Annotated in this window: 29 protein-coding genes; 15 read left to right on the top strand and 14 right to left on the bottom strand. The window is 62.8% G+C overall.

Annotated elements, in window-relative coordinates; genetic code table 11:
• Positions 1 to 100 precede the first annotated feature (100 nt).
• A complete protein-coding gene (gene dnaA / locus QM996_RS00005) occupies positions 101 to 1,660 on the top strand; it encodes a chromosomal replication initiator protein DnaA (RefSeq protein WP_500268757.1) in 1,560 nt (519 codons plus the stop codon).
• A 160-nt stretch (positions 1,661 to 1,820) separates the two neighbouring features.
• Here the strand turns inward: dnaA and gcvA are convergent, their stop codons facing one another.
• Positions 1,821 to 2,765: a LysR family transcriptional regulator gene (gcvA, locus tag QM996_RS00010; RefSeq protein WP_500268758.1), complete on the bottom strand. Its 945-nt coding sequence runs from the start codon at positions 2,763 to 2,765 to the stop codon at positions 1,821 to 1,823.
• A gap of 161 nt (positions 2,766 to 2,926) precedes the next feature.
• Here gcvA and QM996_RS00015 point away from each other — a divergent pair, with 161 nt between their 5' ends.
• From QM996_RS00015 to QM996_RS00035, 5 genes are all read left to right on the top strand, one after another.
• Positions 2,927 to 3,859 (top strand): DMT family transporter, encoded by a 933-nt coding sequence (locus tag QM996_RS00015; RefSeq protein ID WP_500270357.1) that lies wholly within the window; start codon positions 2,927 to 2,929, stop codon positions 3,857 to 3,859.
• Positions 3,860 to 3,983: 124 nt separating this feature from the next.
• Positions 3,984 to 4,358: a YciI family protein gene (locus tag QM996_RS00020; protein WP_500268759.1), complete on the top strand. Its 375-nt coding sequence runs from the start codon at positions 3,984 to 3,986 to the stop codon at positions 4,356 to 4,358.
• Entirely contained in the window at positions 4,355 to 5,629 is a 1,275-nt protein-coding gene (locus QM996_RS00025) for an RNA polymerase sigma factor (RefSeq protein ID WP_500268760.1), read from the top strand. The genes QM996_RS00020 and QM996_RS00025 overlap by 4 nt, the downstream gene beginning before the upstream one ends.
• A 75-nt stretch (positions 5,630 to 5,704) precedes the next feature.
• A complete protein-coding gene (locus QM996_RS00030; protein ID WP_500268761.1) occupies positions 5,705 to 6,118 on the top strand; it encodes a DoxX family protein in 414 nt (137 codons plus the stop codon).
• Positions 6,119 to 6,368: 250 nt separating this feature from the next.
• The gene (locus QM996_RS00035; RefSeq protein ID WP_500268762.1) at positions 6,369 to 6,983 is read left to right on the top strand and encodes a glutathione S-transferase family protein; all 615 of its coding nucleotides are present in this window, start codon (positions 6,369 to 6,371) and stop codon (positions 6,981 to 6,983) included.
• A 23-nt stretch (positions 6,984 to 7,006) separates the two neighbouring features.
• On the opposite strand, the gene hemW is transcribed toward QM996_RS00035, so the two are convergent.
• The 4 genes from hemW to rph all read right to left on the bottom strand — a co-directional run bounded on the left by hemW (position 7,007) and on the right by rph (position 10,088).
• On the bottom strand, positions 7,007 to 8,191 hold the full coding sequence (gene hemW / locus QM996_RS00040; RefSeq protein ID WP_500270358.1) for a coproporphyrinogen-III oxidase family protein: 1,185 nt from the start codon (positions 8,189 to 8,191) through the stop codon (positions 7,007 to 7,009).
• An 81-nt stretch (positions 8,192 to 8,272) separates the two neighbouring features.
• Positions 8,273 to 8,917 carry a non-canonical purine NTP pyrophosphatase gene (rdgB, locus tag QM996_RS00045; RefSeq protein WP_500268763.1) on the bottom strand — a complete coding sequence of 215 codons (645 nt, stop codon included), beginning with the start codon at positions 8,915 to 8,917 and terminating at the stop codon, positions 8,273 to 8,275.
• A 17-nt stretch (positions 8,918 to 8,934) separates the two neighbouring features.
• Positions 8,935 to 9,354, bottom strand: a complete 420-nt coding sequence (locus QM996_RS00050; RefSeq protein WP_173515327.1) for a VOC family protein — start codon at positions 9,352 to 9,354, stop codon at positions 8,935 to 8,937.
• A 14-nt stretch (positions 9,355 to 9,368) separates the two neighbouring features.
• On the bottom strand, positions 9,369 to 10,088 hold the full coding sequence (rph, locus tag QM996_RS00055; protein ID WP_113132032.1) for a ribonuclease PH: 720 nt from the start codon (positions 10,086 to 10,088) through the stop codon (positions 9,369 to 9,371).
• A 160-nt stretch (positions 10,089 to 10,248) separates the two neighbouring features.
• Between rph and hrcA the strand changes: the two genes are divergently transcribed.
• Together hrcA and grpE are read left to right on the top strand one after the other, a co-directional pair.
• Positions 10,249 to 11,328, top strand: a complete 1,080-nt coding sequence (gene hrcA, locus QM996_RS00060) for an HrcA family transcriptional regulator (RefSeq protein ID WP_500268764.1) — start codon at positions 10,249 to 10,251, stop codon at positions 11,326 to 11,328.
• Between the two features lie 265 nt (positions 11,329 to 11,593).
• Positions 11,594 to 12,220, top strand: coding sequence for a nucleotide exchange factor GrpE (grpE, locus tag QM996_RS00065; RefSeq protein WP_500268765.1), 627 nt, complete (start codon positions 11,594 to 11,596; stop codon positions 12,218 to 12,220).
• A gap of 86 nt (positions 12,221 to 12,306) precedes the next feature.
• Here grpE and QM996_RS00070 read toward each other — a convergent pair whose 3' ends face one another.
• Entirely contained in the window at positions 12,307 to 13,542 is a 1,236-nt protein-coding gene (locus tag QM996_RS00070) for an FAD-binding oxidoreductase (protein ID WP_500268766.1), read from the bottom strand.
• Between the two features lie 11 nt (positions 13,543 to 13,553).
• A complete protein-coding gene (locus QM996_RS00075) occupies positions 13,554 to 14,321 on the bottom strand; it encodes an SDR family NAD(P)-dependent oxidoreductase (protein WP_500268767.1) in 768 nt (255 codons plus the stop codon).
• A 152-nt stretch (positions 14,322 to 14,473) separates the two neighbouring features.
• On the opposite strand from QM996_RS00075, the gene QM996_RS00080 reads away from it, so the two are divergent.
• The gene (locus tag QM996_RS00080; protein ID WP_500268768.1) at positions 14,474 to 15,277 is read left to right on the top strand and encodes a helix-turn-helix transcriptional regulator; all 804 of its coding nucleotides are present in this window, start codon (positions 14,474 to 14,476) and stop codon (positions 15,275 to 15,277) included.
• 42 nt (positions 15,278 to 15,319) lie between these two features.
• Here the strand turns inward: QM996_RS00080 and ptsN are convergent, their stop codons facing one another.
• The 6 genes from ptsN to lptC all read right to left on the bottom strand — a co-directional run bounded on the left by ptsN (position 15,320) and on the right by lptC (position 20,513).
• On the bottom strand, positions 15,320 to 15,784 hold the full coding sequence (gene ptsN / locus QM996_RS00085; protein WP_275022465.1) for a PTS IIA-like nitrogen regulatory protein PtsN: 465 nt from the start codon (positions 15,782 to 15,784) through the stop codon (positions 15,320 to 15,322).
• A 172-nt stretch (positions 15,785 to 15,956) separates the two neighbouring features.
• Positions 15,957 to 16,529 carry a ribosome hibernation-promoting factor, HPF/YfiA family gene (gene hpf, locus QM996_RS00090; RefSeq protein ID WP_173515334.1) on the bottom strand — a complete coding sequence of 191 codons (573 nt, stop codon included), beginning with the start codon at positions 16,527 to 16,529 and terminating at the stop codon, positions 15,957 to 15,959.
• A gap of 225 nt (positions 16,530 to 16,754) precedes the next feature.
• On the bottom strand, positions 16,755 to 18,293 hold the full coding sequence (rpoN, locus tag QM996_RS00095; RefSeq protein WP_500268769.1) for an RNA polymerase factor sigma-54: 1,539 nt from the start codon (positions 18,291 to 18,293) through the stop codon (positions 16,755 to 16,757).
• 144 nt (positions 18,294 to 18,437) lie between these two features.
• Positions 18,438 to 19,256, bottom strand: coding sequence for an LPS export ABC transporter ATP-binding protein (lptB, locus tag QM996_RS00100; protein ID WP_500268770.1), 819 nt, complete (start codon positions 19,254 to 19,256; stop codon positions 18,438 to 18,440).
• A gap of 12 nt (positions 19,257 to 19,268) precedes the next feature.
• Complete coding sequence (locus QM996_RS00105) at positions 19,269 to 19,829, bottom strand: LptA/OstA family protein (protein ID WP_500268771.1); 561 nt, start codon at positions 19,827 to 19,829, stop codon at positions 19,269 to 19,271.
• Positions 19,830 to 19,844: 15 nt separating this feature from the next.
• On the bottom strand, positions 19,845 to 20,513 hold the full coding sequence (gene lptC, locus QM996_RS00110) for an LPS export ABC transporter periplasmic protein LptC (protein ID WP_500268772.1): 669 nt from the start codon (positions 20,511 to 20,513) through the stop codon (positions 19,845 to 19,847).
• 261 nt (positions 20,514 to 20,774) lie between these two features.
• Here lptC and sppA point away from each other — a divergent pair, with 261 nt between their 5' ends.
• The 3 genes from sppA (at position 20,775) to QM996_RS00125 (ending at position 22,608) form a co-directional block, all read left to right on the top strand.
• A complete protein-coding gene (gene sppA / locus QM996_RS00115) occupies positions 20,775 to 21,734 on the top strand; it encodes a S49 family peptidase (RefSeq protein ID WP_500268773.1) in 960 nt (319 codons plus the stop codon).
• Positions 21,735 to 21,863: 129 nt separating this feature from the next.
• Complete coding sequence (locus QM996_RS00120) at positions 21,864 to 22,166, top strand: integration host factor subunit beta (RefSeq protein ID WP_025425688.1); 303 nt, start codon at positions 21,864 to 21,866, stop codon at positions 22,164 to 22,166.
• A gap of 97 nt (positions 22,167 to 22,263) precedes the next feature.
• Positions 22,264 to 22,608 carry a DUF1049 domain-containing protein gene (locus QM996_RS00125; protein ID WP_500268774.1) on the top strand — a complete coding sequence of 115 codons (345 nt, stop codon included), beginning with the start codon at positions 22,264 to 22,266 and terminating at the stop codon, positions 22,606 to 22,608.
• 34 nt (positions 22,609 to 22,642) lie between these two features.
• On the opposite strand, the gene QM996_RS00130 is transcribed toward QM996_RS00125, so the two are convergent.
• Positions 22,643 to 23,104, bottom strand: coding sequence for an SRPBCC family protein (locus QM996_RS00130; RefSeq protein ID WP_500268775.1), 462 nt, complete (start codon positions 23,102 to 23,104; stop codon positions 22,643 to 22,645).
• Between the two features lie 311 nt (positions 23,105 to 23,415).
• On the opposite strand from QM996_RS00130, the gene QM996_RS00135 reads away from it, so the two are divergent.
• Genes QM996_RS00135 through lspA form a run of 3 tightly spaced genes read left to right on the top strand, consistent with a single transcriptional unit; the run spans position 23,416 to position 25,915 of the window.
• Positions 23,416 to 24,570 carry a class I SAM-dependent methyltransferase gene (locus QM996_RS00135; RefSeq protein ID WP_500268776.1) on the top strand — a complete coding sequence of 385 codons (1,155 nt, stop codon included), beginning with the start codon at positions 23,416 to 23,418 and terminating at the stop codon, positions 24,568 to 24,570.
• Positions 24,567 to 25,427, top strand: a complete 861-nt coding sequence (locus QM996_RS00140) for a TrmH family RNA methyltransferase (RefSeq protein ID WP_500268777.1) — start codon at positions 24,567 to 24,569, stop codon at positions 25,425 to 25,427. The genes QM996_RS00135 and QM996_RS00140 overlap by 4 nt, the downstream gene beginning before the upstream one ends.
• Positions 25,424 to 25,915, top strand: coding sequence for a signal peptidase II (gene lspA / locus QM996_RS00145; RefSeq protein ID WP_500268778.1), 492 nt, complete (start codon positions 25,424 to 25,426; stop codon positions 25,913 to 25,915). Before QM996_RS00140 ends, lspA begins: the two co-directional genes overlap by 4 nt.
• Positions 25,916 to 25,964: the final 49 nt, after the last annotated feature.

Here is a 25,964-nt window from a genome sequence, read left to right on the forward strand (position 1 = left end):
GCGACTGTGACGTTCGGCGAATGCGGCATGGCCTTCCGAGGCGCCGCGGGCGACGGACATAAGAGATGACGCCGGCAGCGATGACGGCATCTGAACATGAATGGAAGGCGGCAAAATGCAGATGAATTTGGTGACGGCGGGCGCACTTCAGAAAGAAGGAGACGCATTCCAAGCCGGAAGCAATCTATCTCAGGCGGCGGGGGAAAAATTCGACATGAGGCACGACGCACTGTTCGAGCGGGTAAGTGCGCGTCTCAAGGCTCAAGTCGGTCCGGATGTCTTCGCAAGCTGGTTTGGGCGTCTGAAGCTCCATTCCGTATCCAAGAGCGTCGTGCGTCTCTCGGTGCCGACCACGTTCCTGAAGTCCTGGATCAACAATCGTTATCTCGATCTCATCACCTCGATCTTCCAGCAGGAAGACGGCGAGATTCTGAAGGTCGAGATCCTGGTGCGCACGGCGACCCGTGGCGCCCGCCCGACGACACAGGAAGAAGCGTTGCCGCAGGCAGCCGAAGCGGCTCCTGCCGCACCAGCGCGCCGTCCGGCAGCAGCGCAGCCGGTCGCAACCGTTGCCGCAGCGGCGGTCGCGAACGTTCAGAAGCCGGCCCAGGCGCCGCTTTTCGGCTCGCCGCTCGACCAGCGCTATAACTTCGAGAGCTTCGTCGAGGGTTCCTCGAACCGCGTGGCGCTTGCCGCCGCCCGGACGATCGCGGAAGCCGGCGCCGGTGCGGTGCGGTTCAATCCGCTCTTCATCCATTCGAGCGTCGGTCTCGGCAAGACGCACCTCCTGCAGGCGATCGCCATCCAGGCGCTGCAGAGCGCGCGTGCACCGCGCGTCGTCTATCTGACGGCCGAATATTTCATGTGGCGCTTCGCCACCGCCATCCGCGACAACGATGCGCTGTCGCTCAAGGAGTCGCTGCGCAACATCGATCTCCTGATCATCGACGACATGCAGTTCCTGCAGGGTAAGTCGATTCAGCACGAGTTCTGCCATCTCCTGAACATGCTGCTCGATTCCGCCAAGCAGGTCGTCGTCGCCGCCGACCGCGCGCCGTGGGAGCTGGAGTCGCTCGACAGCCGCGTTCGTTCCCGTCTCCAGGGTGGTGTTGCCATCGAGATGGACGGCCCGGACTACGACATGCGCCTCGAAATGCTGAAGCGCCGGCTGGAAGTCGCCCGTCAGGAAGACGGATCGCTCGACATTCCCGGCGATATCCTGAGCCATGTCGCCCGTAACGTGACGGCGAGCGGTCGCGAACTGGAAGGCGCGTTCAACCAGCTCCTGTTCCGCCGGTCCTTCGAGCCGCAGCTTTCGATCGAGCGCGTCGATGAGCTTCTCGGCCATCTCGTCAATGCCGGCGAGCCGCGCCGCGTGCGGATCGAAGACATTCAGCGCGTCGTCGCCAAGCACTACAACGTCTCGCGCCAGGAGCTCGTCTCCAACCGCCGCACCCGCGTCATCGTCAAGCCGCGCCAGATCGCCATGTATCTGTCGAAGACACTGACCCCGCGCTCCTTCCCGGAGATCGGCCGTCGCTTCGGTGGACGCGACCACACGACGGTGCTGCATGCCGTGCGCAAGATCGAAGAGTTGATCGCCGGCGATACCAAGCTCAGCCACGAGATCGAGCTTCTGAAGCGGCTGATCAACGAATAGTCGCGGCGGACTGTTCCAGGAAATTGGCCCGGCTTTCCGGGCCTTTTTCGTTTGGATTCTAGAGCGCCGTGCGTTCATATGAACGCACAAAGGACGCTCTAGCGTTTTGATTCTAGAGCATCTTTCCGCTTCCAGTGATTCCACATGAAAGCGGGATGCTCTAGCGCACCGCCTTCAACGTCGGTCGCTGCGCCGACCCGATCGTTTGATCCTCGATGAACTGCTGTGCCCGTGCTTCCGCGACGATCCAGGCGCGGAAGGCGACGACAGGCGGTCGGTCGAGAGCGGCCGGCGGGTAGACGAGGTGATAGGCAAGGCCGGTCATCACGCCATCGGGGAAGGGGGCGACCAGCAGCCCTTCCGCAAGCTCGCGCGCCACCAGGGACAACCGCACCAGTGCGACGCCGTCTCCGGCTTTCGCCGCCTCGATCGCGCCGTTGCTGTTGACGAAGACCGGCCCGCGCCCGGGGTCCACTCCTTCGACCCCCGCCGCCTCCAGCCACAGCCGCCAGTCCTGGCGGTGCACGTCGTGCAGCAGCGCATGGCGGGCGAGGTCGCTGGGCGTGTCGAGCGGCTGCTTGGCCCTGAGCGCCGGGTGGATGACCGGCACCGGGTCGTCGTCGATCAGGCGTTCGCTGACGAGACCGTCATAGCGACCGAGCCCGTGCCGGACGGCGACGTCGACGCCGTCATTCTCAAAATCCGTCAGACGGTTCGTGGTGCTGATGCGGACATCGATTCCAGGCATCTGCTGTTCGAAAGCGCCGATGCGCGGCACCAGCCATTGGGCGGCGAAGGTCGGCGTGCAACTCACCGTCAGCACCGGCGCACGTTTGCGTGCGGTCAACTCTTCGGTCGCCTCCCGCATCATGCGGAATGCCCGCCGGAGCGTCGAGAAATAGATGCTGCCGTCTTCCGTCAGAACCAGTTGCCTCGGCCGCCGCTCGAAGAGCGTCACGCCGAGTGCCTGCTCCAGCTCCCGCACCTGCAGGCTGACGGCCCCGGGCGTGACGTTGAGTTCGCGCGCCGCCTTGGTGACGCTGGAGTGTCGCGCCGTTGCCTCGAAGGCGCGAAGCGACGCGAGTGAGGGCAGGGATGTCGCCATGGTTTAGTCAAACTCAATCATACGTCGAGAAATGATCGTTTGTTCGATGCCTAATATCCTGAGATTAATGGCGCAATGTCAAGGCAATCGAAGCCGCTATGATTTAGTCAGGTAAACAAAAGAGGGTTACGGTCGTGGTGCAAGCAACTCACGCCAAGGTCATGGGCGCCCGGGAATGGGGCATGTTGGTCCTGTTGTCCATCCTATGGGGCGGCTCCTTCTTCTTCATCGGCATCGCCGTCAAGGCGCTGCCGCCCTTTACGATCGTGGCGCTGAGGGTCAGTCTCGCGGCGGCCGCATTGCTCCTGTTCGTGCGTTTTGCCGGACTGTCGATGCCGCGGGATCCGCGTGTATGGCTGGCGTTTTTCGGCATGGGGCTGCTCAACAATCTCATCCCCTTTTCGCTGATCGTCTGGGGTCAGACGCATATCGCCAGCGGCCTCGCCTCGATCCTCAACGCCACCACGCCGCTCTTCGGCGTGATCGTGGCCCATCTCCTGACCGACGACGAGAAGCTGACCGTCAACCGCTTCGCCGGCGTGGTCGTCGGGTTCCTGGGTGTTGCGATGATGATCGGTCCGGCGGCACTCGGCGGGCTCGGCTCGAACCTCCTAGCCCAGATCGCCGTTCTCGGTGCGGCGCTCTCCTATTCGCTGGCGGGCGTATTTGCCCGCCGCTTCAAGCGCATGGGCGTTGCGCCACTGGTCACCGCGACCGGCCAGGTCTCGGCAGCCAGCATGATGCTGGTGCCGCTGTCGCACCTCGTCGATCATCCCTGGACGCTCGCCATGCCGGGCCTCGACGTCTGGGCAGCGATCGTCGGTATCGCCCTGGTCTCGACCGCCCTCGCTTACGTCCTGTTCTTCCGTATCCTGGAGACGGCCGGAGTCACCAACCTGATGCTTGTCACCTTCCTGATCCCGGTCAGCGCCATCCTGCTCGGCGCGATGTTCCTGGGCGAGATGCTGGAGCCCAAGCATTTCCTCGGCATGGCGCTGATTGCGGCGGGCCTCGCGGCCATCGACGGACGGCTGCTGCGCCTCTTGCGCCGCCCGAGTGCCGATCCCAACCTGGAGTGCCGCGAGAACGCCTGAACGTTCACATCCACACGCTGAGCGGGCCGGTAGTCGATAGCGCTGCCGGCCCTATTTTTTCGTCAGGGGTTGTCGGTTATCTCTTGGCGCCATCGTCTTTGAACCGAGGAGCAGGAGAGTTCCGATGCTTTACGCCGTGTTTTGCTACAATAACGAGGATGTCACGAGTACCTGGAGCAAAGAGCAAGACGAAAAGGTGATGGGCGACCTTGCAGCCGTGCAGAGCAAATATGCAGCGGCCGGCAAGCTTGGACCGGTGGCGCGGCTGTTGCCGACAACGACGGCGACGACGCTTCGGCACACGCAAAGCGAGACATTCGTCGTCGATGGTCCCTTTGCCGAGACGAAAGAGCAATTGCTCGGCTTCTACGTCGTCGATTGCGCGTCTGTCGAGGAAGCGCTCGACTTTGCCCGTGACCTGAGTTCCGCCAATCCGGCTGCCGGCTCCTACGAAATTCGACCCCTCGCCCTCTACAAACCGAGTGAGCTTGCTTCATGACAGACACCGCCTGGATAGACCTCGCACTCGTTTCGGCCCGGCCGCAGGCTGTGGGCGCATTGCTGCGCTATTTCCGCAATCTGGATACGGCCGAGGAAGCGTTTCAGGAGGCCTGCATCCGGGCTTTGAAGACATGGCCGAAGAGCGGACCGCCGCGTGATCCGGCCGCATGGCTGATCTTCGTCGGCCGCAACAGCGGCATCGACAAGGTAAGGCGTCAGTCACGCGAGACGGCGCTGCCGCCCGAAGAAATGCTCTCCGATCTCGAGGATCAGGAAAGCGGTCTCGCTGACCGGCTGGATGGGGCGCAGTATCGCGACGACATTCTTCGTCTGCTGTTCGTCTGCAGCAATCCCGCGCTCCCTGCCACGCAACAGATCGCTCTGGCGTTGCGCATCGTCTCGGGCCTTTCCGTCAAGCAGATCGCTCGCGCCTTTCTCGTCAGCGAAGCGGCGATGGAGCAGCGTATCACCCGCGCCAAGTCCCGCGTCGCGGCCGCTGGCCTTGCCTTCGAGACACCCGATGCCGCCGATCGTGCCGACCGGCTCGCCGCCGTCGCAACGATGATCTATCTCGTCTTCAACGAAGGCTATTCGGCGATGAACGGTCCGGAAAGCGTCTCGGCCGATCTCTGCGAGGAGGCCATCCGCCTTGGGCGCCTGCTGCTGCAGCTCTTTCCCGCGGAACCGGAGATCATGGGGCTGACGGCGTTGATGATGATCCAGCATTCCCGTGCGCGCGCCCGCTTCGATGCCGATGGGGCAGTCATCCTGCTCGAAGACCAGGACCGCGGATTGTGGAACCGGCCGCTGATCAATGAAGCGCTGGCGCTGATCGACAGGGCGATGCGCCATCGCCAGCCTGGAGCCTATCAGATCCAGGCGGCGATCGCCGCCCTGCACGCGCGGGCCGAACGCCCCGAGGACACCGACTGGGCGCAGATCGATCTGCTGTATCAGGCGCTCGAAAGGCTGCAGCCCTCGCCGGTGATCACCCTCAACCGGGCCGTGGCGGTATCGAAGCGCGACGGTCCGCAAGCGGCGCTCGCCATGATCGAGCCGCTGGCCGACAAACTGTCCGGTTATTTCTATTTCCACGGCCTCAGCGGACACCTCCTGAAGCAACTCGGCAAGGTTCGCGAGGCGCGCGTCGCCTTCGATCATGCCATCGCGCTTGCGACCAACGCCGCCGAGTGCGCCTATATCCGCATGCAACTCGACAAGCTCGGCGAGGAGCCGGGCATCGAAAGCGGCCGCGCCGAAAAGAGATAAAGTTCGGTGGCTTCTGTCGGGATCGGTCGCGCCGCTTCGTCCTTGGACCGAAACGAGATCCAAGGAGAGACACCAATGAACACCAGTCTTGTCATGCCTGTTCCGACGGCAAGGTCGGTCATCCTCGGCCGCGTTCTGAGTGGCGTGCTCGTCGCGTTCCTCGTCTTCGATGCGGCAATCAAGCTCGTGCCGCTTCAGGTCGTCACCGAAACCGTGGTTGCCCTCGGCTATCCCGCGGATCCGGCCCTGGCGCGGCTACTTGGTGTGCTGACGCTTCTCTGCACGCTGCTCTATGTGATCCCGCGCACTTCGATCCTCGGCGCCATTCTGCTCACCGGCTATCTCGGTGGCGCGATGGCGACGCATTTGCGGGCGGGTAGCCCGCTCTTCACCCACCTGCTCTTCGGCTTCTATCTCGGCGTCATCGCCTGGGGCGGCCTGTGGCTCAGAGACCCGCGGTTGCGCAGCTTGATCCCGTTCAAGAGCTGACAGCACCCCTAACCGAACGAGTGAAAGACGACCATGATCAAGACCGTCGAAGACTACATTGCCGGCCTTTCCGGCGTCCCGGGAGACGTGCCAAAGGCATCGAGCTCAACCGGCTGAAGGGCGATCCGATGATGTCGTCCTAGACGAAACAAACTTGCAGCGCAGCCGATGAAACAGAGCGCCTTTATCGACCGCAATGCAATATCTCTTCACGGGAACAAGGAATTCACGCCGATCCCGCGGGGCAATCATGATCCTCTACTATCAGACGCATTCTCCTTTCGCCCGTAAGGCGCTCGTTTTCGCACACGAGATCGGTCTTGCCGCCCGGCTCGAAGTCATCCACCACGAGACCAGCCCGACGCGGCGCAACGACGAGGTCTACGCCGAAAACCCGCTCGGCAAGGTTCCGGTGCTGCTGCGCGAGGGGCAGGAGCCGATCTTCGATTCCGATGTCATCTGCGCCTATCTCGACACGCTGCACGACGGGCGCAAGCTGATCCCCGAAAGCGGCGAGCCGCGGTGGCGGGCGCTGCGCATGCAGTCGGTGGCGCAGGTCCTTGCCCAGACCGGCATCGGTTTGCGCTGGGAATGGGAGAGGCGCCCGCAACACCTGCGTTATCCGGAACTCGCCAAGGGCTATGAAGAAAAGATCGAGGCGACCTACGATTGGCTGGAGCAGGCGTTGTCGCCCGAGGAAGACGTCGATATCGGGCAGATCGCGCTCGCCACGACGCTTTCCTGGATGGCATTTCGCAACCTGCCGTCGTTTCGCAGCCGCGCGCGGCTGACCCGCTGGTTCGATGCGTTCGAGCGGCGGCCGTCCATGCAGGCGACGCCGCTTTCGGGTGAGACGTTCGATTGAAATCGGTGAAAACCGCCTGCACCTCAAGGGCAGGCGAGGTCGGCAACCACCGCATCGAGGATCAGCATGCCGGCCGGTGTGCAGCGCAGGCGCGAGTTGCCGAGCCGCTCGATAAAGCCGTTGTCGATCAGGAACTGTTCGCGTTCCGGGTCCGGATCGCGGCCGGAGAGGCTCTGCCAGCGGGCGAGGTCGACGCCTTCTTTCAGGCGCAGGCCCATCAGCAGCAATTCGTCGGACTGCGCTTCGAGATCGAGAGACTCCCGTTCGACCATGCCGTGACCATGGGTCTCGACAAGACGCAGCCATTCCTCCGGCTTGCGTTCGGTGGCGGTCGCGATCTTGCCGGGGCCGACACTGAGCCGGCCATGGGCGCCGGGACCGATGCCGGCATAGTCGCCATAGCGCCAGTAGGTGAGGTTGTGGCGGCTCTCAGCACCCGGTCGGGCGTGGTTTGAGACCTCGTAGGCCGGCATGCCGATCGACGCCGTGATATCCTGCGTCGCCTCGTAGAGCACGGCGGATTGCTCGCCATCCGGAACGATGAGCTTGCCGGCCTTGTGCAGCCCGTAGAACGGCGTGCCTTCTTCGATCGTCAACTGGTAGAGCGAGAGATGGTCGACCGCATAGGAGACCGCTTCCTTCAGTTCGCGCTCCCACTCCTCGACCGTCTGGTTGGGGCGGGCGTAGATCAGGTCGAAAGACATGCGCGGGAAGATCTCGCGCGCCAGCCGGATCGCCTTCAGCGCATCCTCGACATTGTGCAGCCGCCCCAGGAACTTGAGGTCGCGGTCGTTCAACGCCTGGACGCCGAGCGAGACACGATTGACGCCGGCAGCGCGATAGCCGTGGAAGCGCGTCGCTTCGACGCTCGAAGGGTTGGCCTCCATGGTGATTTCGATGCCGTTGGGCACATGCCAGTGGCGGGCAATCCCCTGCAGGATCGCATCGACCGTCGAAGGCTCCATCAGCGACGGCGTGCCGCCGCCCATGAAGATGCTGGTGACGCTGCGCGGACCGGAAAGCTCACGCGCTTCTTCCATCTCCTTCAGGAAGGCGGAAACGAAACGCGGCTGGTCTACCGGCTGGTGACGCACATGGCTGTTGAAGTCGCAATAGGGGCATTTGGCCGCGCAGAACGGCCAGTGCACATAGACCCCGAAACCGGGGTCCATGCCGTCACCGATCGCCGTTAGCGTGGCCGTCTGCATCGTTGCGTCTCTCATGGTCACTTTCACAGGGAGCGGGATGCGGGCGGAAAACCGCCCACACTTTTCCTCATCCCGCTCCAATCAGGCTCCGAGGCAGGTCTCGGCAAAAATCTTGAAGGCGCGGGCGCGGTGCGACAAGGCCTCCGCGTCGCCCGGCTTCCAGCCGTGCTTCTCGTCGGCGCTCATCTCGCCGAAGGTGGTTTCGTAACCCTTCGGCTGGAACACCGGATCGTAGCCAAAGCCCTGGCTGCCGCGCGGCGGCCAGACGACGTGGCCTTCGACCTCGCCGCGGAAGAGCTCCACATGGCCGTCCGGCCAGGCAAGGCAGAGCACCGAGACGAAGCGGGCGGTGCGCTCGGAAGGCGTCGTTGCGCCTTTTTCCTGCAGCGCCTTTTCGACCTTCTCCATCGCCATCACGAAATCGCGGCTTCCGTCCTCGCGCTCCGCCCAATTGGCAGTATAGACGCCGGGTGCGCCGCCGAGTGCGTCGATCGCAAGGCCGGAATCGTCCGAAAGCGCCGGCAGGCCGGACGCCTTGGCCGAGGCGAGCGCCTTGATCGTCGCGTTCTCCTCGAAGGTGGTGCCGGTTTCGTCGGGCTCGGTGAAGTTGAGGTCCGCAGCCGATTTCGCCTCGAAGCCGAGCGGACCGATCAGGTCGCGGATTTCGCGGATCTTGCCGGCATTATGGCTGGCGACAATCAGCGTCTTGTTGTCCAGTTTGCGCATAGTGTCTCGTTTCGTGTTCATTCGATGGACCACAGGCCCGGTTCCGCACATTCGAGGCTGTTGCCGGCCGGGTCGCGGAAATAGAAGGATCGCGCCCCGTTCGGCCAGCGAAGATCGCTTTCGATGGCGACGCCGGATGCTTCGAGTTTCGCCCTCCAGGCGTCGAGTGCCTCGGCTGACACGCGAAAGCACATGTGCCCCCGGCCGGTCGTACCGTGCGGCGGCACCGGCAGAGCGGCGTCCGGTGCCGGCGGTTTCACCGTTTCTGCCGGATTGAAGATCAAAAGCACGCCCTGGCCACAGCGGAAGAAGACATGCCGGTTTCCCGCCCGGGTGATCCGCGTCAGGCCGAGCACGCCGCCGTAGAAGGCCTCGGCGGCATCGAGATCGGCCGCATAGAGCGCAGTCTCAAGTATGCCTTCCAGTGCCGGGGCCATCTCTTCTCCTGCGGTCAGCCTGCGATCGCCTGCTTCTGCAGCGCGACCAGTTCGGCGATGCCCGACTTCGCGAGACCCATCAGGCTCGCGAATTCCTCTTCGCTGAAGGGCTTGCCTTCGGCCGTGCCCTGGATCTCGACGATGCCGCCGGAGCCGGTCATGACGAAGTTGGCATCGGTCTCGGCGGCGGAATCCTCGAGATAGTCGAGGTCGATCACCGACTGATTGGCGAAGATGCCGCAGGAGATGGCGGCGACATGGTCCTTCAGCACCTTCTCGACCTTGACCATGTTGCGTGCTTCCATCCACTTCAGGCAGTCGTACAACGCCACCCAGGCGCCGGTGATCGAGGCCGTGCGCGTGCCGCCATCCGCCTGGATGACGTCGCAGTCGATCGAGATCTGGCGCTCGCCGAGCGCGGGCAGGTCGACGACGGCGCGCAGCGACCGGCCGATCAGGCGCTGGATTTCCTGGGTGCGACCGCTCTGCTTGCCGTTTGCCGCCTCGCGCTTCATGCGCTCGCCGGTGGCGCGCGGCAGCATGCCGTATTCCGCGGTAACCCAGCCCTTGCCGCCGTTGCGCAGCCAGGCCGGAACCTTCTCTTCGAGGCTGGCCGTGCAGAGCACGTGCGTGTCACCGAACCGCACCAGACAGGAGCCTTCTGCGTGCTTGGAGAAATTGCGCTCGAAGGAAACCTTGCGCATTTGGTCGGTTTTTCTGCCGGATGGCCGCATCGTCAACTCCTATCGTATCTGGTGAGCCTTCTAGAGCATGGCAGAGCTAAAGGGAACCGGTGGATAGCCGGGGGTGGGGCCGTTTTTTCCCTTTTGCCATCGGGCGGCGGGATCACTATATTCCGGGCACGGCAGGATGTGTCTGCAAGTGTGGAGTGATATGGTACTGCGCAATCCCGGAGCAAAGGAAATCGCCGCCGCGCTGGACGAGCGCTCGGGTGAGATTTTCCGCCGCATCGTGGAAACCTATCTGACGAGCGGCGAGCCGCTCGGCTCGCGCAATCTGTCGCGGCTTCTGCCGATGTCGCTCTCTCCCGCTTCCGTTCGTAACGTGATGAGCGACCTCGAAGACCTCGGTCTCATCTATTCGCCGCATGTCAGCGCCGGCCGCCTGCCCACCCAGACGGGTCTGAGGTTCTTCGTCGACGCCTTCATGCAGGTCGGCAATCTCTCCGCGGAGGATCGGGCTTCGATCGATCGCCATGTCCGTCGTGACGACCACCTGCAGCCGGTGGACGCTTTGCTGGCCGAGGCGAGCCAGATGTTGTCGGGCATGTCCCGCGGGGCGGGCCTCGTCATCACCGCCAAGGCCGATCCCATCCTGAAGCATGTCGAATTCATTCGTCTGGCGCCGACCAAGGCGCTTGCCGTCCTCGTCGGCGAGCATGACCAGGTGGAAAACCGCATCATCGAACTGCCGGCCGGGGTCACCAGCTCGCAGCTCACCGAAGCGGCAAACTTCCTCAACGCCCATCTTGCCGGCCAGACGATCGCCGAGGTGCGCACGCAGCTCGAAACGGTGAAGCAGACGGTGCGCGGCGAACTCGACGCGCTGTCGCAGGACCTCGTCGAGCGTGGTCTTGCCATCTGGTCGGGCAGCGAGGGCGACGAGAAACCGGCGCGGCTGATCGTGCGCGGGCGGGCCAACCTGCTGGAAGGGTTGGAGGGAGCCGAGGATATCGATCGGCTTCGCATGCTCTTCGACGACCTTGAAAAGAAGGACAGCCTGATCGAGCTGCTCGATCTTGCCGAGAGCGGCCCGGGTGTCCGGATCTTCATCGGCTCGGAAAACAAGCTCTTCTCGCTCTCCGGTTCGTCGCTGATCGTCGCGCCCTATCGCGATGGCGAGGACCGTATTGTCGGCGCGGTCGGCGTCATCGGCCCGACACGGCTGAATTATTCCCGCATCGTGCCGATGGTCGACTATACGGCGCAACTGATGTCGCGGCTCTCCCGCTGAATGCGCGCTTTTGGCGACTGCATGTCTCCTTAAATCGACATCGATTCAAGGACAAAGACATGCAGCAATCAAAGTGCTACAGCGACCTTTGCGCGTCTGATAAGACGCGCGGCGCTGTAGGAGCGCGATTGAACCCTTGATTTTTCGCCCCCAAACCTCGATATCGGCTTCAAATCCAGTCACAGGGCATTTTTGCTGAAACGCAGGCTCGCGCTTGCGGCGTGGAAATGCGAAGGACGATAGAGACGACACTGCGGAGAACGTCATGACCGACGATACGAACAAGCACGGACCCGAGGCCAGCGACGAGGTACGCGATGCCGCGCCGGACGCTGCCGAAGCCGCTGAAGCTGCTGAAGCCGCGCCGGTTGCCGAGCCCGATCCGTTGGAGCTCGCCAAGGCGGAAAATGCCGAGCTGCGTGACAAGTACCTTCGGCTTGCCGCCGAGATGGACAACCTGCGCCGCCGCACCGAACGCGACGTCAAGGATGCGAAGTCCTACTCCGTCGCCGGTTTTGCCCGCGATATGCTCGCGGTTTCGGACAACCTGCGCCGGGCGCTCGATGCCATTCCGGCAGAGGCCAAGGAAGCAGGCGAGGCTGGCCTCACTGCCCTGATCGAGGGCGTGGAAATGACCGAGCGCTCGATGCTTGCGGCGCTCGAACGCCACGGCGTCAAGAAGCTGGAGCCGGAAGGCCAGAAGTTCGACCCGAACTTCCACCAGGCAATGTTCGAGATCCCCAATGCGGATGTGCCGAACAACACGGTGCTGCAGGTCGTTCAGGCCGGCTACGTGATCGGTGACCGGGTGCTGCGTCCAGCCATGGTCGGCGTTTCCAAGGGTGGTCCGAAGGTCGCGGCTACCGAAAACGGCGACGCTCCGACGGCCTGATCCAGCCCGTCAGAATTCGAAAACGCCGCGCGAGCTTCGCGCGGCGTTTTCGTTTGGGGACAGGACAGCGGCGGCGCTCGTGAGCGCTATCCGAAGAGCTGGCGCAGGTGGTCGTTGAGGAAGCGGCCTTCCGGGTCGACCTTGGCCCTCAACGCCCGGAAATCGCCGGCGCGGGGATAGAGCGCCGTGACGTCTTCGGCGCCGAGGAAGTGAAGTTTGCCCCAGTGCGGCCGGGAGCCGTATTGACGCAGGATCGTATCGACGTCCTTCAAATATTCCCAATAGTCGGTACCAGGCTCACCAGAAACCGAAAGCGTGATCGAATCCTGCTCGTAGAAGGGACTGATCCAGCCGGTATCGCCGGCGGTGAATCGGTACTCAATCGGGTAGATGCAGGTCGGGTGCTTTTCCAGCATCAGCTTGCGCACCGCCTTCACCGCCTCCTTGCCGTGGGCGACGGGCACCGCGTATTCGAGCTCGTGGAAATTCGGGACATACTCGATCGGGTAGATCTCGGAGGAATAGGCGATCTTCTCGAAGCGGCGCTCCGTCGGTGCTTCCTCGGTGATATCGATCATCTTCATCTCGCAGACGTCGGAGGTCCTGTCCGTCGTCGAGACCGGCGCCGTGTCAGGCAGGCAATAGCAATGCCGGCTCTCCGGTACCGGGCACCAGAAAAAGCCGAAATGGCGGTGCTTGGCGGCCAATTCGTCGTGCTGTTCGATCATTTCGTCGAAGGTGCAGCGCCAGAGTTTTTCATGCAGGTTGTAGCTGTCCATCGCCTGCAGCGTGATCTCGGAGATCACACCGAGCATGCCGACCGACACCCGCGCCGCCTCGAGCAGATCCGGTGTGGTCTCGTCGACGACGAGAATGCTGCCATCCGGTTGCACCAGGCGCATGCCGACGATTTGCGAGGCCATGTTGCCGAGCCTCGCGCCGGTCCCGTGCGTGCCGGTCGTCAGTGCGCCGGCCAGCGCCTGGCTGTCGATGTCCCCCTGATTAATCAGCGACAGGCCGCTGGACTTCAGCACCTTGCCGAGCTGATTGATCGTGGTGCCCGCCTTCACCGCCACGCGCTTGCGCGCGTAGTCAATGCCGACGACGCCCTGCATGCTGGAGAGCGTCAGCAGCAGCCCACTGGTAAGCGCCACCGGCGTGAAGGAATGGCCGGACCCGGCGCAGCGCACGTTCAGCCCTTGCGCGGTCGCCTCGCGCACCATTTCTGCCAGTGCCGCCTCGCTCTCCGGCGCGCCGCGATGGCGCACGATGCATGATTGGTTTCCGACCCAGTTGCGCCAGTGGCCACCTGCCTGAAGCATTTTCCCCTCCCTCAAACCGCGGTGAAGCAATTGTCGACGAACAGATGCGTGCCGTTGATGAAGCTCGCCTCGTCGCTCGCCAGGAACAGTGCCGCGTTCGCCACCTCTTTCGGGTCGCACATGCGGCCCTGCTGCGCGGCGATGGCGTCCTCCGAAACGTCGACCCCGTATTTGCTGAGGCCGACGAGCTCGCGCTTGCCATGATCGGTGGCGATGAAGCCCGGGCAGACGGCGTTGCAGCGGATGCCGCGGTCGCGGAACTCGACGGCGATGGCGCGGGCGAACATGTGGCAGGCGCCCTTGGTCGTGTCGTAGAGCACCTCCATCGGCGTTGCCGCCACGGCCGAGATCGACGAGGTGCAGACGATGCTGCCGCCGCCGGCGGAAAGCATGCCGGGTAGAACCGCCTTGGTCATCAGGAACATGCTGCGCACGTTGACCGCCATCAGCCGGTCCCATTCGTCCTCCTCGACCTCGAGGAAGGGGCCAACGGCGAGGATGCCGGCGTGGTTGAAGAGTACGGTGATGGCGCCGAACGCCGCCTCGACCGCCTTGACGGCCGATGTCACCTCCGCGGACACCGAGACATCGGCGGGCGCGAAGATCGCCTCGCCGCCATTGGCGCGGATCGATGCCGCGACCTCTTCGCCCTTGCTGCGCGGCAGGTCGACGATGCCGACCTTGGCGCCCTCGCGCGCGAAAAGCTCTGATGCCGCCAGGCCACAACCGCCCGCGCCGCCGCTGATCAGTGCCACCTTGCCTGAAAGCCTGCCTGCCATCGCACCCTCCTTATCGGCGTTCGTCGCGGCGATCGCCAATGGCGACCCGTTTTGCGACGAACTGTTGCTCGCTCCCGGGGGAATTATTGTTGACGAAGCAGGGGCTGTCGATATCCCATGGGGGATACGAGGGGCGGGGGGATGAAACCGGAATGCTGGCAAGAGAGTCTGCCGATATATCGGCGATGATCGGTCTGATCGGCACGCGGGATTTCGGTCAGGCGCTCGACCGGATGCTGCGGTCGGTCACCAGCTTCGATCTCTCCGTCTATCCCTATGACGCAAGGCCGATCGTGCTGCATGACGGCTATACGGCGAAAGTGTCGGCGAGCGCGCTTTCCGCCTATCTCGGCGGCGCCTATCTGCTCGATCCCTTCTATGTCGCCTGTTGCGCCGGCCAGCCGGCCGGTCTCTGGCGCATGCGCGAGCTGGCGCCGGACCGGTTCTTCCAGTCCGATTTTTCGTCGTCCGCCGAAGTGCATCCCTGCGTGTCGATGGAATCGGGTGTTCTGGTGGAGGAAGTCGGTTTCGTCATTCCGCTCGACGGTGGCCTGCAGGCGACCTACTCGCTGATGCGCGGCCGCGGCGGCGAGCCTTTCAGCGAGGCCGAACTCGAGCGTCTGCGGGTCTATGAGCCGATCGTGCGCGAGGCGGTCCGTTCGAACTGGCGCCAGCAGGGGCAATCCTTTGCGCCGCCGCCATCAGAGGAAGGCGACGACGCGATGGAAGCTGCATTCGAGAGCCTTTGTTCAGACCGGCTAACGAAGCAGCAGCGCAACATCGTGCGCCTCATCCTCAGGGGGCACAGCAACCTTTCGATCGGCAAGGTGATGGACATTGCCGAGGGAACGGTCCGGATCCATCGCAAGAACATTTATCGCCGGCTCGGAATTTCGAGCCAGGGCGCCTTGTTCCGGATTTTCATAGATCATTTGAACGGTCGTCAGCTTTACTGACGCGGGCACTGCGCGTCCGGCGGACGCGCGCTGTTGCTGTCTTCAGGCGGCGTGCGAGGTCGCGTCGTCGTCGAGCAGCGTATAGATCGCGCTGGCGGAATCGCTCGAGCGGATCTTGGCGACCATGTCCTGATCGCGAAGCACGCGGGCGATGCGCGACAGGGCCTTGAGGTGATCAGCGCCGGCACCTTCCGGAGCGAGCAGCAGGAAGACGAGATCAACGGGCTGGTCGTCGAGCGCTTCGAAATCGACAGGTGTTTCCAGTCGCGCGAAGATGCCGATGATCGAGGGAAGATTGTTGAGCTTGCCGTGCGGGATGGCGATGCCGTTGCCGACGCCGGTGGAGCCAAGGCGCTCCCGCTGCAGGATCACGTCGAAGATTTCACGCTCGGGAAGTCCGGTGATCTTAGATGCTTTTGCCGCCAATTCCTGGAGGAGCTGTTTTTTCGAGTTGGCCCTCATGGCCGGGATGATCGCATTTTGATGCAGTAGACCTGCCAATGCCATTCTTTTGTCCTCGTTCGCCGGTTAGAGCCGGACAACATCATCACAAATGCGTCGCAATGGCTCTAACCATCTTTATCGTGGCGGGTTCCATGCACAGAAAAGTCACATTTTCCGGCCTGCCCGCTGATTATGGGCGTGGGAAGCGCCAGCGTGCCGGCGCTCCCCTATCCGCTCATGCTTTGATATTGGCAGCGTCAATCCAGCCAATATTTCCATCGTTGCGTCTGTAGACGATATTCAGATCGTCCTTGCCGGGGCTGCGAAACATCAGGACGGGTTCGTCCGTCATGTCGAGTGCCATCACGGCGCTGGCGACAGACATCGTCCTCAACTGTTTCGTGCTTTCGGCGACGATCGTCGGTGCATAATCCTCGGGGACTTCGTCGTCCTCGAAGGGTACCGAATCCATCACTGTGTAGGTTACCTCGGCAGCGTTCTGTCCGTTGCCGTTATGGTGGTCCTTCAGCTTCCGCTTGTAGCGACGCAGGCGCTTTTCGATGCGATCCGATGCGGCGTCAAAGGCAGCCTGGGGGTCGTTCGCCTGACCGTTCGCCTGCATAACCACGCCCGTATCGAGATGAAGCTTGCAGTCGGCGCTGAAGCGCGACCCGGATTTTTCCACAGTGACCTGGCTTGAATATCCTCCGTCGAAATATTTGGTAACGGCCTGCTCGATCTGCTCGCCGATGCGGGCACGGAACGAATCGCCGATTTCCATCTGTTTACCGGATACACGCACACTCATGGAGTTTCCTCTCTCGTTCGTGATTTGCGCAGCCAGTCTATTCCAAGCGGTCCCGTCATCCAAGCCTTTCAGACTTGCGGGCGCGCCTCTGTCGCAGCCACCGGTCGTACCGGTTCGCTTCCGGGGCGAGCATGTCCCCGGCAATTGCGGCGGGCTCATATCGCCTGTGTCGGGGAGAGTCAATTGGAGGTCGCAAAAAAGTTAATGCGGCTTAACTTCCGGTGCTCAGATACCGGAGGCCTTGGCCAGCGCCCGCTTTTCCCGTCGCCGCTGCACGGAGGAGGGGATGCTCATCGCCTCCCGGTATTTGGCGACCGTGCGGCGGGCAATGTCTATGCCGGCCTTCTTGAGGCTGTCGACGATATCGTCGTCGGAGAGCACGGCTTCGGCGCTCTCCTCCTGGATCATCGTGCGGATCCGGTGGCGCACGGATTCCGCCGAATGGCTGTCGCCGCCTTCGGCCGAGCCGATGGAGACGGTGAAGAAATACTTGAGCTCGAAAAGCCCGCGTGGCGTCAGCATGTATTTGTTGGAGGTCACCCGGCTGACGGTCGATTCATGCATCTTGATCGCATCGGCGACCGTCTTGAGGTTCAGCGGTCTCAAATGGCCGATGCCGTTGGCCAGGAACGCGTCCTGCTGGCGAACGATCTCGGTGGCAACCTTCATGATCGTCCGGGCACGCTGGTCGAGGCTGCGGGTCAGCCAGTTCGCGTTCTGCAGGCACTCGTTCAGGAAGGCCTGGTCGGCGCTGTTCTTCTGTGTGCCGCGTGAGACGGCAGCGAAATAGTCCTGGTTGACCAACACCCGGGGCAGAGCGTCCGGATTGAGCTCGACCATCCAGGCGCCGTCGGGTGCAGCCCGTACGACGATGTCGGGCACGATCGCCTCGCTGACGCTGGTCTCGAAACTGGTCCCGGGCTTCGGATCGAGCTTGCGGATTTCCGCCAGCATGTCGATCAGGTCCTCCTCGTCGACGCCGCAGATCTTCTTGAGCGTTGCGAAATCGCGTCGCGCCAGCAGTTCGAGATTGGCGAGCAGTGCCTCCATCGCCGGATCGAGGCGGTCGCGGGCGCGCAACTGGATCGCAAGGCATTCGCCGAGCGAGCGCGCGAAGACGCCGGGCGGATCGAACTGCTGCAGCGTCAGCAATACCCGCACGACGTCGGCATGGGTGGCGCCCAGCCGTTCGGCGACCTCATCAAGGTCCGCCTGGAGATAGCCGGCCTCGTCGAGCTGGTCGATGAGGTGCTGTGCGATCAGCCGGTCCGAGGGGGCCGGCAGCGCGAAGGGCAATTGTTCCGTGAGCGTCTCGCGCAGGCTCTTGCGGCCGGCAACGAAATCGTCGAGGTCGTAGTCTTCGCCCTCGCCGCCACCGGGCATCGACTTCCACTGGCCGAGCAGTTCCGGCGCGTCGGCGCGCTGCGGCGCCGTATCGTCCTGAAAGACATTGGCGAAATCGGCGTCGAGCTGTTCGCCGAGCCGTTCGCCGTTCGGCGACGTCGCATTGTCGTAAAGGTCCGCCTGGGCGCCGAAATCGTCACCCGAAGGTTCGTCGCCTGCCGTGTTCTCGCCGCGCTCCGGCGTGATCGGCAGATCGTCATTTGCCTGAAATTCGAGCAGCGGGTTCTTTTCGACTTCCTGGGCGATGAATTGATTGAGCTCGAGATGCGTCATCTGCAGCAGCTGGATCGACTGCATGAGCTGTGGCGTCATCACCAGGGACTGGGACTGGCGCAGATGAAGGCTGGCGGACAGTGCCATGCTGACGCGAAACTCCCAAAAAATCTCCTGGGGCCGCAATGCTTCTCCGATAACCGGACGGGCCCTTATCAATTGGCCCAAAAATTGCTTATCGAGAAGGTTTGGTCAAGCGTGGTCGCGGGCGGAATCGCCCGCGAAGCGCCTTCAAAGGCTGAAATTGTCGCCCAGATAGAGCCGGCGCACGTCAGGATTGGTGACGATGTCGTTGGCGCGACCATGGGTCAGCACTTCGCCGGCATGGATGATGTAGGCGCGGTCGATGAGGCCGAGCGTCTCGCGGACATTGTGGTCGGTGATGAGCACGCCGATGCCGCGCGAGGTGAGGTGACGGACGAGCGCCTGGATGTCGGCGACCGAAATCGGATCGACGCCGGCGAACGGTTCGTCCAGCAGCATGAAGGTCGGATCGGTCGCAAGCGCGCGGGCGATTTCCAGGCGCCGCCGCTCGCCGCCCGAGAGCGCGATCGCCGGCGACTTGCGCAGGTGGGTGATGTTGAACTCGCCGAGCAGATCGTTGAGCTTGCTCTCGCGCCGCTCCAGGTTCTTGTCATGGACCTCGAGCACGGCGCGGATGTTTTCCTCGACCGTCAGCCCGCGAAAGATCGACGCTTCCTGCGGCAGGTAGCCGACGCCAAGACGCGCGCGCCGGTACATCGGCATGGTCGTAACGTCGTTGCCGTTGATCTCGATCGAGCCTTCGTCGACCGGCACGAGGCCGGTGATCATGTAGAAGCAGGTGGTCTTGCCGGCGCCGTTGGGTCCAAGCAGGCCCACGGCCTCGCCGCGGCGCACCACCAGTGAAACGCCATTGACGACCCGGCGCTCGCGATAGGCCTTCGTCAGGCCGCGCGCGATCAGCGTGCCGTCGTAACGCGCCTTGTCGACCGCGTGTCCGGAAACGGCCGCGACTACCGCCGACGGCTTGCGGACCCGTTTGCGCTTGTGAAGGAAGGGAAAGTGCACGAGCGGTCTACGTCACTTTTGCTTGCGGGACTTCGGGTCGAGCTGGATCTGCACGCGGCCGCCACAGGCTTCGAGTTGAGCCTCTCCGGTTTCCATCTGGACATTGAGCTGGCAGCCGACGAAGACGTTCTTGCCTTCCGACAGAACGACCTTCTCGCCCTTGAGCACGAAGACCTGCTTCGTCATGTCGAAGGAACCGGTGTCTGCTGTCGCCTGCTGCGTGCCCGAGCTCAGGAAGACTTTTTCGCTGACCTCGATGCGGTCGATGTCGGCGTCGCCGCTCGAAACCGAGCCGCCGCCGGACTTGTAGAAGACCACCATGTTGCCGGCCTGAAGCGTCGTCGTGCCCTGCACGACCTTGACGTTGCCGGTAAAGATCGCCTTGCTCTCCGGATCCTTGATCTCGAGCTTGTCGCTCTCGATCTGGATCGGCTTGTCGTTGGAGAGTTCAAGGCCCTTCATCTTGCTGGATGTGGCCTGCGCCGAAGCGCCGGAGGCAAGGATCAAAGCGCCGACGCCGGCAATCGCCAGTCTGGCGGAAATCCTGAAAAAAGAGGCGGTTGTGGCCGACATGGAGTGCACCGGATCCTATTTCGCGTTCTTGCGGATGGCGGTGGGCTCAACGTTCACCCTCACCATGCCCTCAAATATTACAATACGTCCCTTATCCGTCATTCGCAGCGTCTGCGCAATGATCGAACCGCCCTTCATGCTGATCGCAACGGGCCGCTTCGTTTCCATTTCGCCGGCATTGATGTCCAGATAGGCCGACTGGAAGTCGGCGTTCATGCCATTATTGACGGAAATGGTGAACGGGGCGTTCATGTCGAGCGTATTGGCGCCACGGTCATAGATGCCGTTGGTGGCGTCCACCGTCGCGACCAACGAATCCTTCATCGGCATTTCCGCATGGATCGTCTGAAGGGTGATGATATCCGGATTGGCGATATCCTGGAGCGCCCGCTGGGCCTTCATCGAATAGCTGATGCCCTGCTTGTTTCGGCCGGAGATGGCCGGATTCTGCATGACGATCTTGCCGTCCTCGATCGTTGCCGTTTCGAGTTGCAGATCAACGGGCATGAAGGCCCTGACAAAGGAAACGGCGGCAAAGATCACGGCAATGATGCCGGCGGCCGCGGGCAGGATGACCTTCAGCCGCCGAACGCGCACGGAGTGCCTCGCGGCGAGCGCATAGGCGTCGGCGGAGCTCTCGCCCGTATCGGCAAAAATGCCCGGGGCTGGCGCGTGGTTCAACATGAATGGGCCTGTCGGTTCTACTGCTTTTATCGCTGACCCACGAAGGGTCATATACATACACTGGTGTAAGTCGTCGCAAATATGGATATTTTTTGCTGCTGCACAATGGCGCTGCAAAAAAACTCGAGTGAAGCACGAAAACGCCAGCCGCGGCTTTCAACCGTGGCCAAGCGCGTTTATGGAATATGCCTCTGCGCGCGCAGATAGCACGTTCCCGCGGAAACTGACAGAAGCTGCGCCAACAATTCGGGAGAAACCCACATGGACGAACTCGCCATCGCCGATCGCCGCAGCCTGCGTCGGAAATTGAGTTTCTGGCGATGGGTGGTGGCAGGCCTGCTCCTCTTGGCGGCGCTCGTCATCTTCGTCTGGTCCGGCGCTGCGGACGACGTCAGCCGCACTCGCCAGCACGTGGCGCGTGTCAGCATCAGCGGCCTGATCCAGGACGACCGGGAGCTCCTCGAGCGGCTCCAGAGGATTGCCGATAACGACAGCGTCAAGGCGCTGGTCGTGACCATTTCGTCCCCGGGCGGCACCACCTACGGCGGCGAGGTTCTTTACAAGGCGATCCGCAAGGTTGCCGCCAAGAAGCCCGTGGTCTCCAACGTCCGAACGCTCGCCGCTTCGGCGGGTTACATGATCGCGCTCGCGGGCGACACGATCGTCGCCGGCGAAAGCTCGATCACCGGCTCCATCGGCGTCATCTTCCAGTATCCGCAGATCAAGGACCTGATGGACAAGCTCGGCGTATCGCTGGAATCGATCAAGTCGCGGCCACTGAAGGCGGAGCCGTCGCCATTCCATCCGGCAAGCGACGAGGCCAAGTCGATGATCCAGGGAATGATCGACGACAGCTATGCCTGGTTCGTCGACCTGGTTGCCGAGCGCCGCAAGCTGCCGCGTCCCGAGGCGCTGCTGCTTGCCGACGGCCGCATTTTCACCGGGCGCCAGGCGCTGAAGGCGAAGCTCGTCGACAGGCTCGGTGGCGAGGACGAAATCCGCGCCTTCCTCACGGACAAAAAGGTATCGAAGGACCTGCCGATCGTCGATTGGGAAGCACCGCGCAAGACCCTGCCTTTTGGCCTCGGCGCGATGACCGCGAATTGGATCAAGATGTTGGGATATGACGCTTTTCCGGCAATGATCGGCCTCGAAAAAATTGCGGGCGACAAGTTGTTTCTTGACGGTCTTGTTTCGGTTTGGCAGGTTGATGGCCAATGAGGAAGGCGACATATACCCAGCCTGAGCCGTCAGGAGATGCTGGCGTTTTTGTAAGCGTCGGCCATATACTCACGGCAATCACAATGCAGACCGAAAAAGCAAAACAAACAAGAATTTGAGGGGGCGACAGTGATCAAGTCAGAACTGGTGCAGATTGTTGCAGCTCGCAATCCGCATCTCTATCACCGCGATGTCGAAAACATCGTCAATGCGGTTCTCGATGAGATCACAGACGCGCTCGCGGCAGGCAATCGGGTGGAACTGCGCGGCTTCGGTGCTTTCTCCGTCAAAAACCGTCCGTCGCGCTCCGGGCGCAATCCGCGCACCGGCGATTCCGTTTTCGTCGAGGAAAAGTGGGTGCCGTTCTTCAAGACCGGCAAGGAATTGCGCGAGCGCCTCAATCCCGGCATGAATGGCGACGACGAAGACTGATCGTCTTTCTCGGTCTCAGCGGTCCGGCGCAATTGACGCCCGTTGTCCCATATGGCCACCGGAAACCGTGCGGCTGCCCGCAAGCTGGAGCGATTGAATGTTCAAGAAACTGATCAATATCGTTGTTCTCATTCCGGTTGGCGTGATCCTGATCGTTCTCAGTGTCGCCAACCGCCAGAGCGTGACGCTGGCGCTGAACCCTTTCCGCCCGGAAGACAGCGTGCTGTCGGTCAGCGCACCCTTCTTCGTCTTCCTGTTTCTCGCCGTCATCGTCGGCGTGATCCTCGGCGCGGCAGCGACCTGGTTCAGTCAAGGCAAGTATCGCCGCCGCGCACGCACCGAGGCGAACGAGGCGGTGAAATGGCACCGCGAAGCGGAGAAGCATCGCAGCCAGGCCGAAAAGCTCGCCACCCAGGCAACCTTGGCCGCCCCGCAGAATTGACCGTTTGTGTTGATGCTGTGAAGTGGCGAGTCGTTCAGCTCGCCGCTTCCGCCTGCTCGCCGCCAACAGCCGCGCAGAAGTCGGTGAAGAACTGCTGCGCCAACTTCTTTGCGGTCGAATCGATGAGGCGCGAGCCGAGCTGGGCGAGCTTGCCGCCGACCTCCGCCTTGACATCGTAACGCAGCACCGTTTCCGCGCCATCCTCCGTCAACGTGACATCGGCGCCGCCCTTGGCGAAACCGGCGATGCCGCCCTTTCCTTCGCCCGTGATCGTATAGCCTTCCGGCGGGTTGAGATTGGAGAGCACGACGTTGCCGGTGAAGGAAGCCGAGACGGGGCCGATCTTGATCTTCACAACCGCTGCAAGTTCGGTCGGCGAAGTCATCTCCAGCGACTGACAGCCGGGAATGCACCGTTTCAGGATTTCCGGATCGTTGAGGCCGCGCCACACTGCGTCGCGCCCAGCCGAAATCCGTTCTTCGCCGGTCATGTCCATGCGCTTTCCTCCCCATTTGCAACACCGCGCGTCGGCATCGGCGCGCCAAGGTCGCTGTAACACATTAGGCCTGCTGCCAGAATTTTGTCCCTTGAGCCCGTTCCGGCCCAAGGATATTCGCGGCGGGTTCTCCCGCGCTGATCTTCGCAAAACGGAAACGACTTTGCCAAGTGCATCAGCGATGCTATTTGCACGTTCAATGGATGCCGTGGCTCGAGGCTGCGGCGACAAACCTCATGACGCCCGCCCGCCCGTGCTCGATGTTGCGGAGGGCAGGCGGCACATGTTCTAACAAGCCCAGGGATTTCAGCGTGAAGGAAAAGGACCGGCGGTCGAAGAATGCCTCCGTGACGACGGCCAAGGGCCGCGGCGCCGAGGCGCGTGGCGGCGGCCGTCACGATCAGAAGCGTCCGGTTCCGCCGAAGGGCGGCGGCTTCAAGGAACGGCCGCCGCGGCCAGCCACAACGCCGGGCACGGAGATGCGCGACAAGCCCGTCAGGCAGCCTCCTGCGCAGGAAGCACCGGCGCGGGTGATCGCCCGGCGAACCGGCGATAAGCCGGCCGAGCGCGTGCCGCTCATCCTGGAGACAGCAGGCGCTTCGGGTTACCGTCTGATCGACAGCGGCGCCGGCGAGAAGCTCGAGCAATACGGCCCCTATCGCATCGTGCGCCCGGAGGCGCAGGCGCTCTGGCCGCGAAGCCTGCCCGATCACATATGGGAGAAGGCCGACGCGATTTTCACCGGCGACACCGACGAGGACGGTATGGGCCGCTGGCGCTTTCCGGGTGCCGTGCTCGGCGAAACCTGGCCGATGCAGCTTCTCGGAACCGATTTCCACGGCCGCTTTACCTCGTTCCGCCATGTCGGAGTCTTTCCGGAACAATTGGCGCACTGGAGCTGGGTCAGGGACCAGGTGGAAGCTGCGGGGCGGCCGCTCAAGGTTCTGAACCTCTTCGGCTACACCGGGGTCGCCTCGCTGATCGCCGCCAAGGCCGGCGCCGAGGTCACCCATGTCGACGCTTCGAAGAAGGCGATCGGCTGGGCACGCGAGAACCAGCAACTGGCGCGCGCCGAAAAGCTGCCGATCCGCTGGATCTGCGACGACGCGATGAAGTTCATCCAGCGGGAGGAGCGTCGCGGCAGCCGCTATGACATCATCCTGACCGATCCGCCGAAGTTTGGCCGGGGTCCGAATGGCGAAGTCTGGCAGCTCTTCGATCACCTGGCCGCAATGCTCGACATCTGCCGCGAGATCCTCTCGCCGGAAGCGCGCGGCCTGGTGCTGACCGCCTATTCGATCCGGGCGAGCTTCTACTCGATCCATGAACTGATGCGCGAGACGATGCGCGGCCGCGGCGGCCGGGTGGAATCGGGCGAGCTCATCATCCGCGAGGGCGGACTTGACGGCCGCGAGCCGGGCAGGGCGCTTTCGACCTCTCTCTTCAGCCGCTGGGTACCGCAATGACGAACGACAGAAGCGAACACGGCGCCGGTCGTGTGGGTCAGGTGAAGGAGGTCACGAGCCTCACCAACCCGATCATCAAGGACATCCGCGCGCTGGCACAGAAGAAGCACCGCGACGAGACGCGGTCCTTCATGGCCGAGGGCCTGAAGCTGGTGATCGATGCGCTCGATCTCGGCTGGAAGATCAAGACGCTGATCTATGGCAAGGCTGCCAAGGGCAAGCCGCATGTCGAACAGGTGGCGGCGAAGACCTTCGCCAAGGGCGGCCTGGTGCTCGAAGTCAGCGAGAAGGTGCTGTCGACGATCACCCGGCGCGACAACCCGCAGATGGTCGTCGGCATCTTCGAGCAGCGCTATCAGTCGCTGAAGGATCTGAAGCCGCAGCTGGGCGAAACCTATGTGGCACTCGACCGGGTCCGCGACCCCGGCAACCTCGGCACCATCATCCGCACCGCCGATGCCGCGGGCGCCTCCGGCATCATTCTCGTCGGCGAGACCACCGATCCGTTTTCGCTCGAAACCGTACGTGCCACCATGGGCTCGGTCTTCGCGATGCCGGTGGCACGCGCGAGCGCCGAGGATTTCATCCGCTGGCAGAAATCCGCCGGTGCGAAGGTGGTGGCAACCCATCTTGCCGGTGCCGTCGACTACCGCACCATCGATTACAAGTCGAAGCCCGTGGTGATCCTGATGGGCAACGAACAGGCGGGTCTGCCGGAAGAGCTTGCCCGTGAGGCCGGTGCGCTTGCACGCATCCCGCAGGCCGGGCGCGCCGATTCGCTGAACCTCGCGATCGCCACCGGCATCATGCTGTTCGAGGCACGCCGTCATCTGCTGACATTGGACGCGCGCGCATGAGCGAGAAGCAGGTGCTGTTTTCCCGGCCGCTGCCGATCGCGGTCTTCATCCTTCTCGCACTCATCACCGACCAGGTGATCAAGTATCTGGTCGAGCTCTATCTGCCCTTCAACCAGGCGGTCCACGTCGTGCCGATGCTGGCGCTCTACCGCACCTATAATTACGGCGTTGCCTTCTCGATGCTGTCGGGCATGGAAGGCTGGTTCATCGTCGGCATGCGGCTTGCCGTCGTCGCCTTCGTGCTCTGGCTGTGGAAGCGCACGCCGAAGGACCGGTTCTTCGCGCATTTCGGCTACGCGCTGATCATCGCCGGTGCGCTCGGAAACCTCGTCGACCGGCTGATCTTCGGCTATGTGATCGACTATATCCTCTTTTATACGGAGACGTGGTCCTTCGCCGTCTTCAACCTGGCCGATACTTTCATCACCATTGGTGCCGGCGCAATCATCCTTGACGAGCTGTTGCACGCGAAAAAGGCCGATCGTTAAGATTTTACCGGTGCATTGAAGCCATTCGGAACGCTTGTCGTGTTAGCCG

It is taken from the genome of Sinorhizobium chiapasense, from assembly GCF_045277575.1.
GTDB lineage: Bacteria > Pseudomonadota > Alphaproteobacteria > Rhizobiales > Rhizobiaceae > Ensifer > Ensifer chiapasense_A.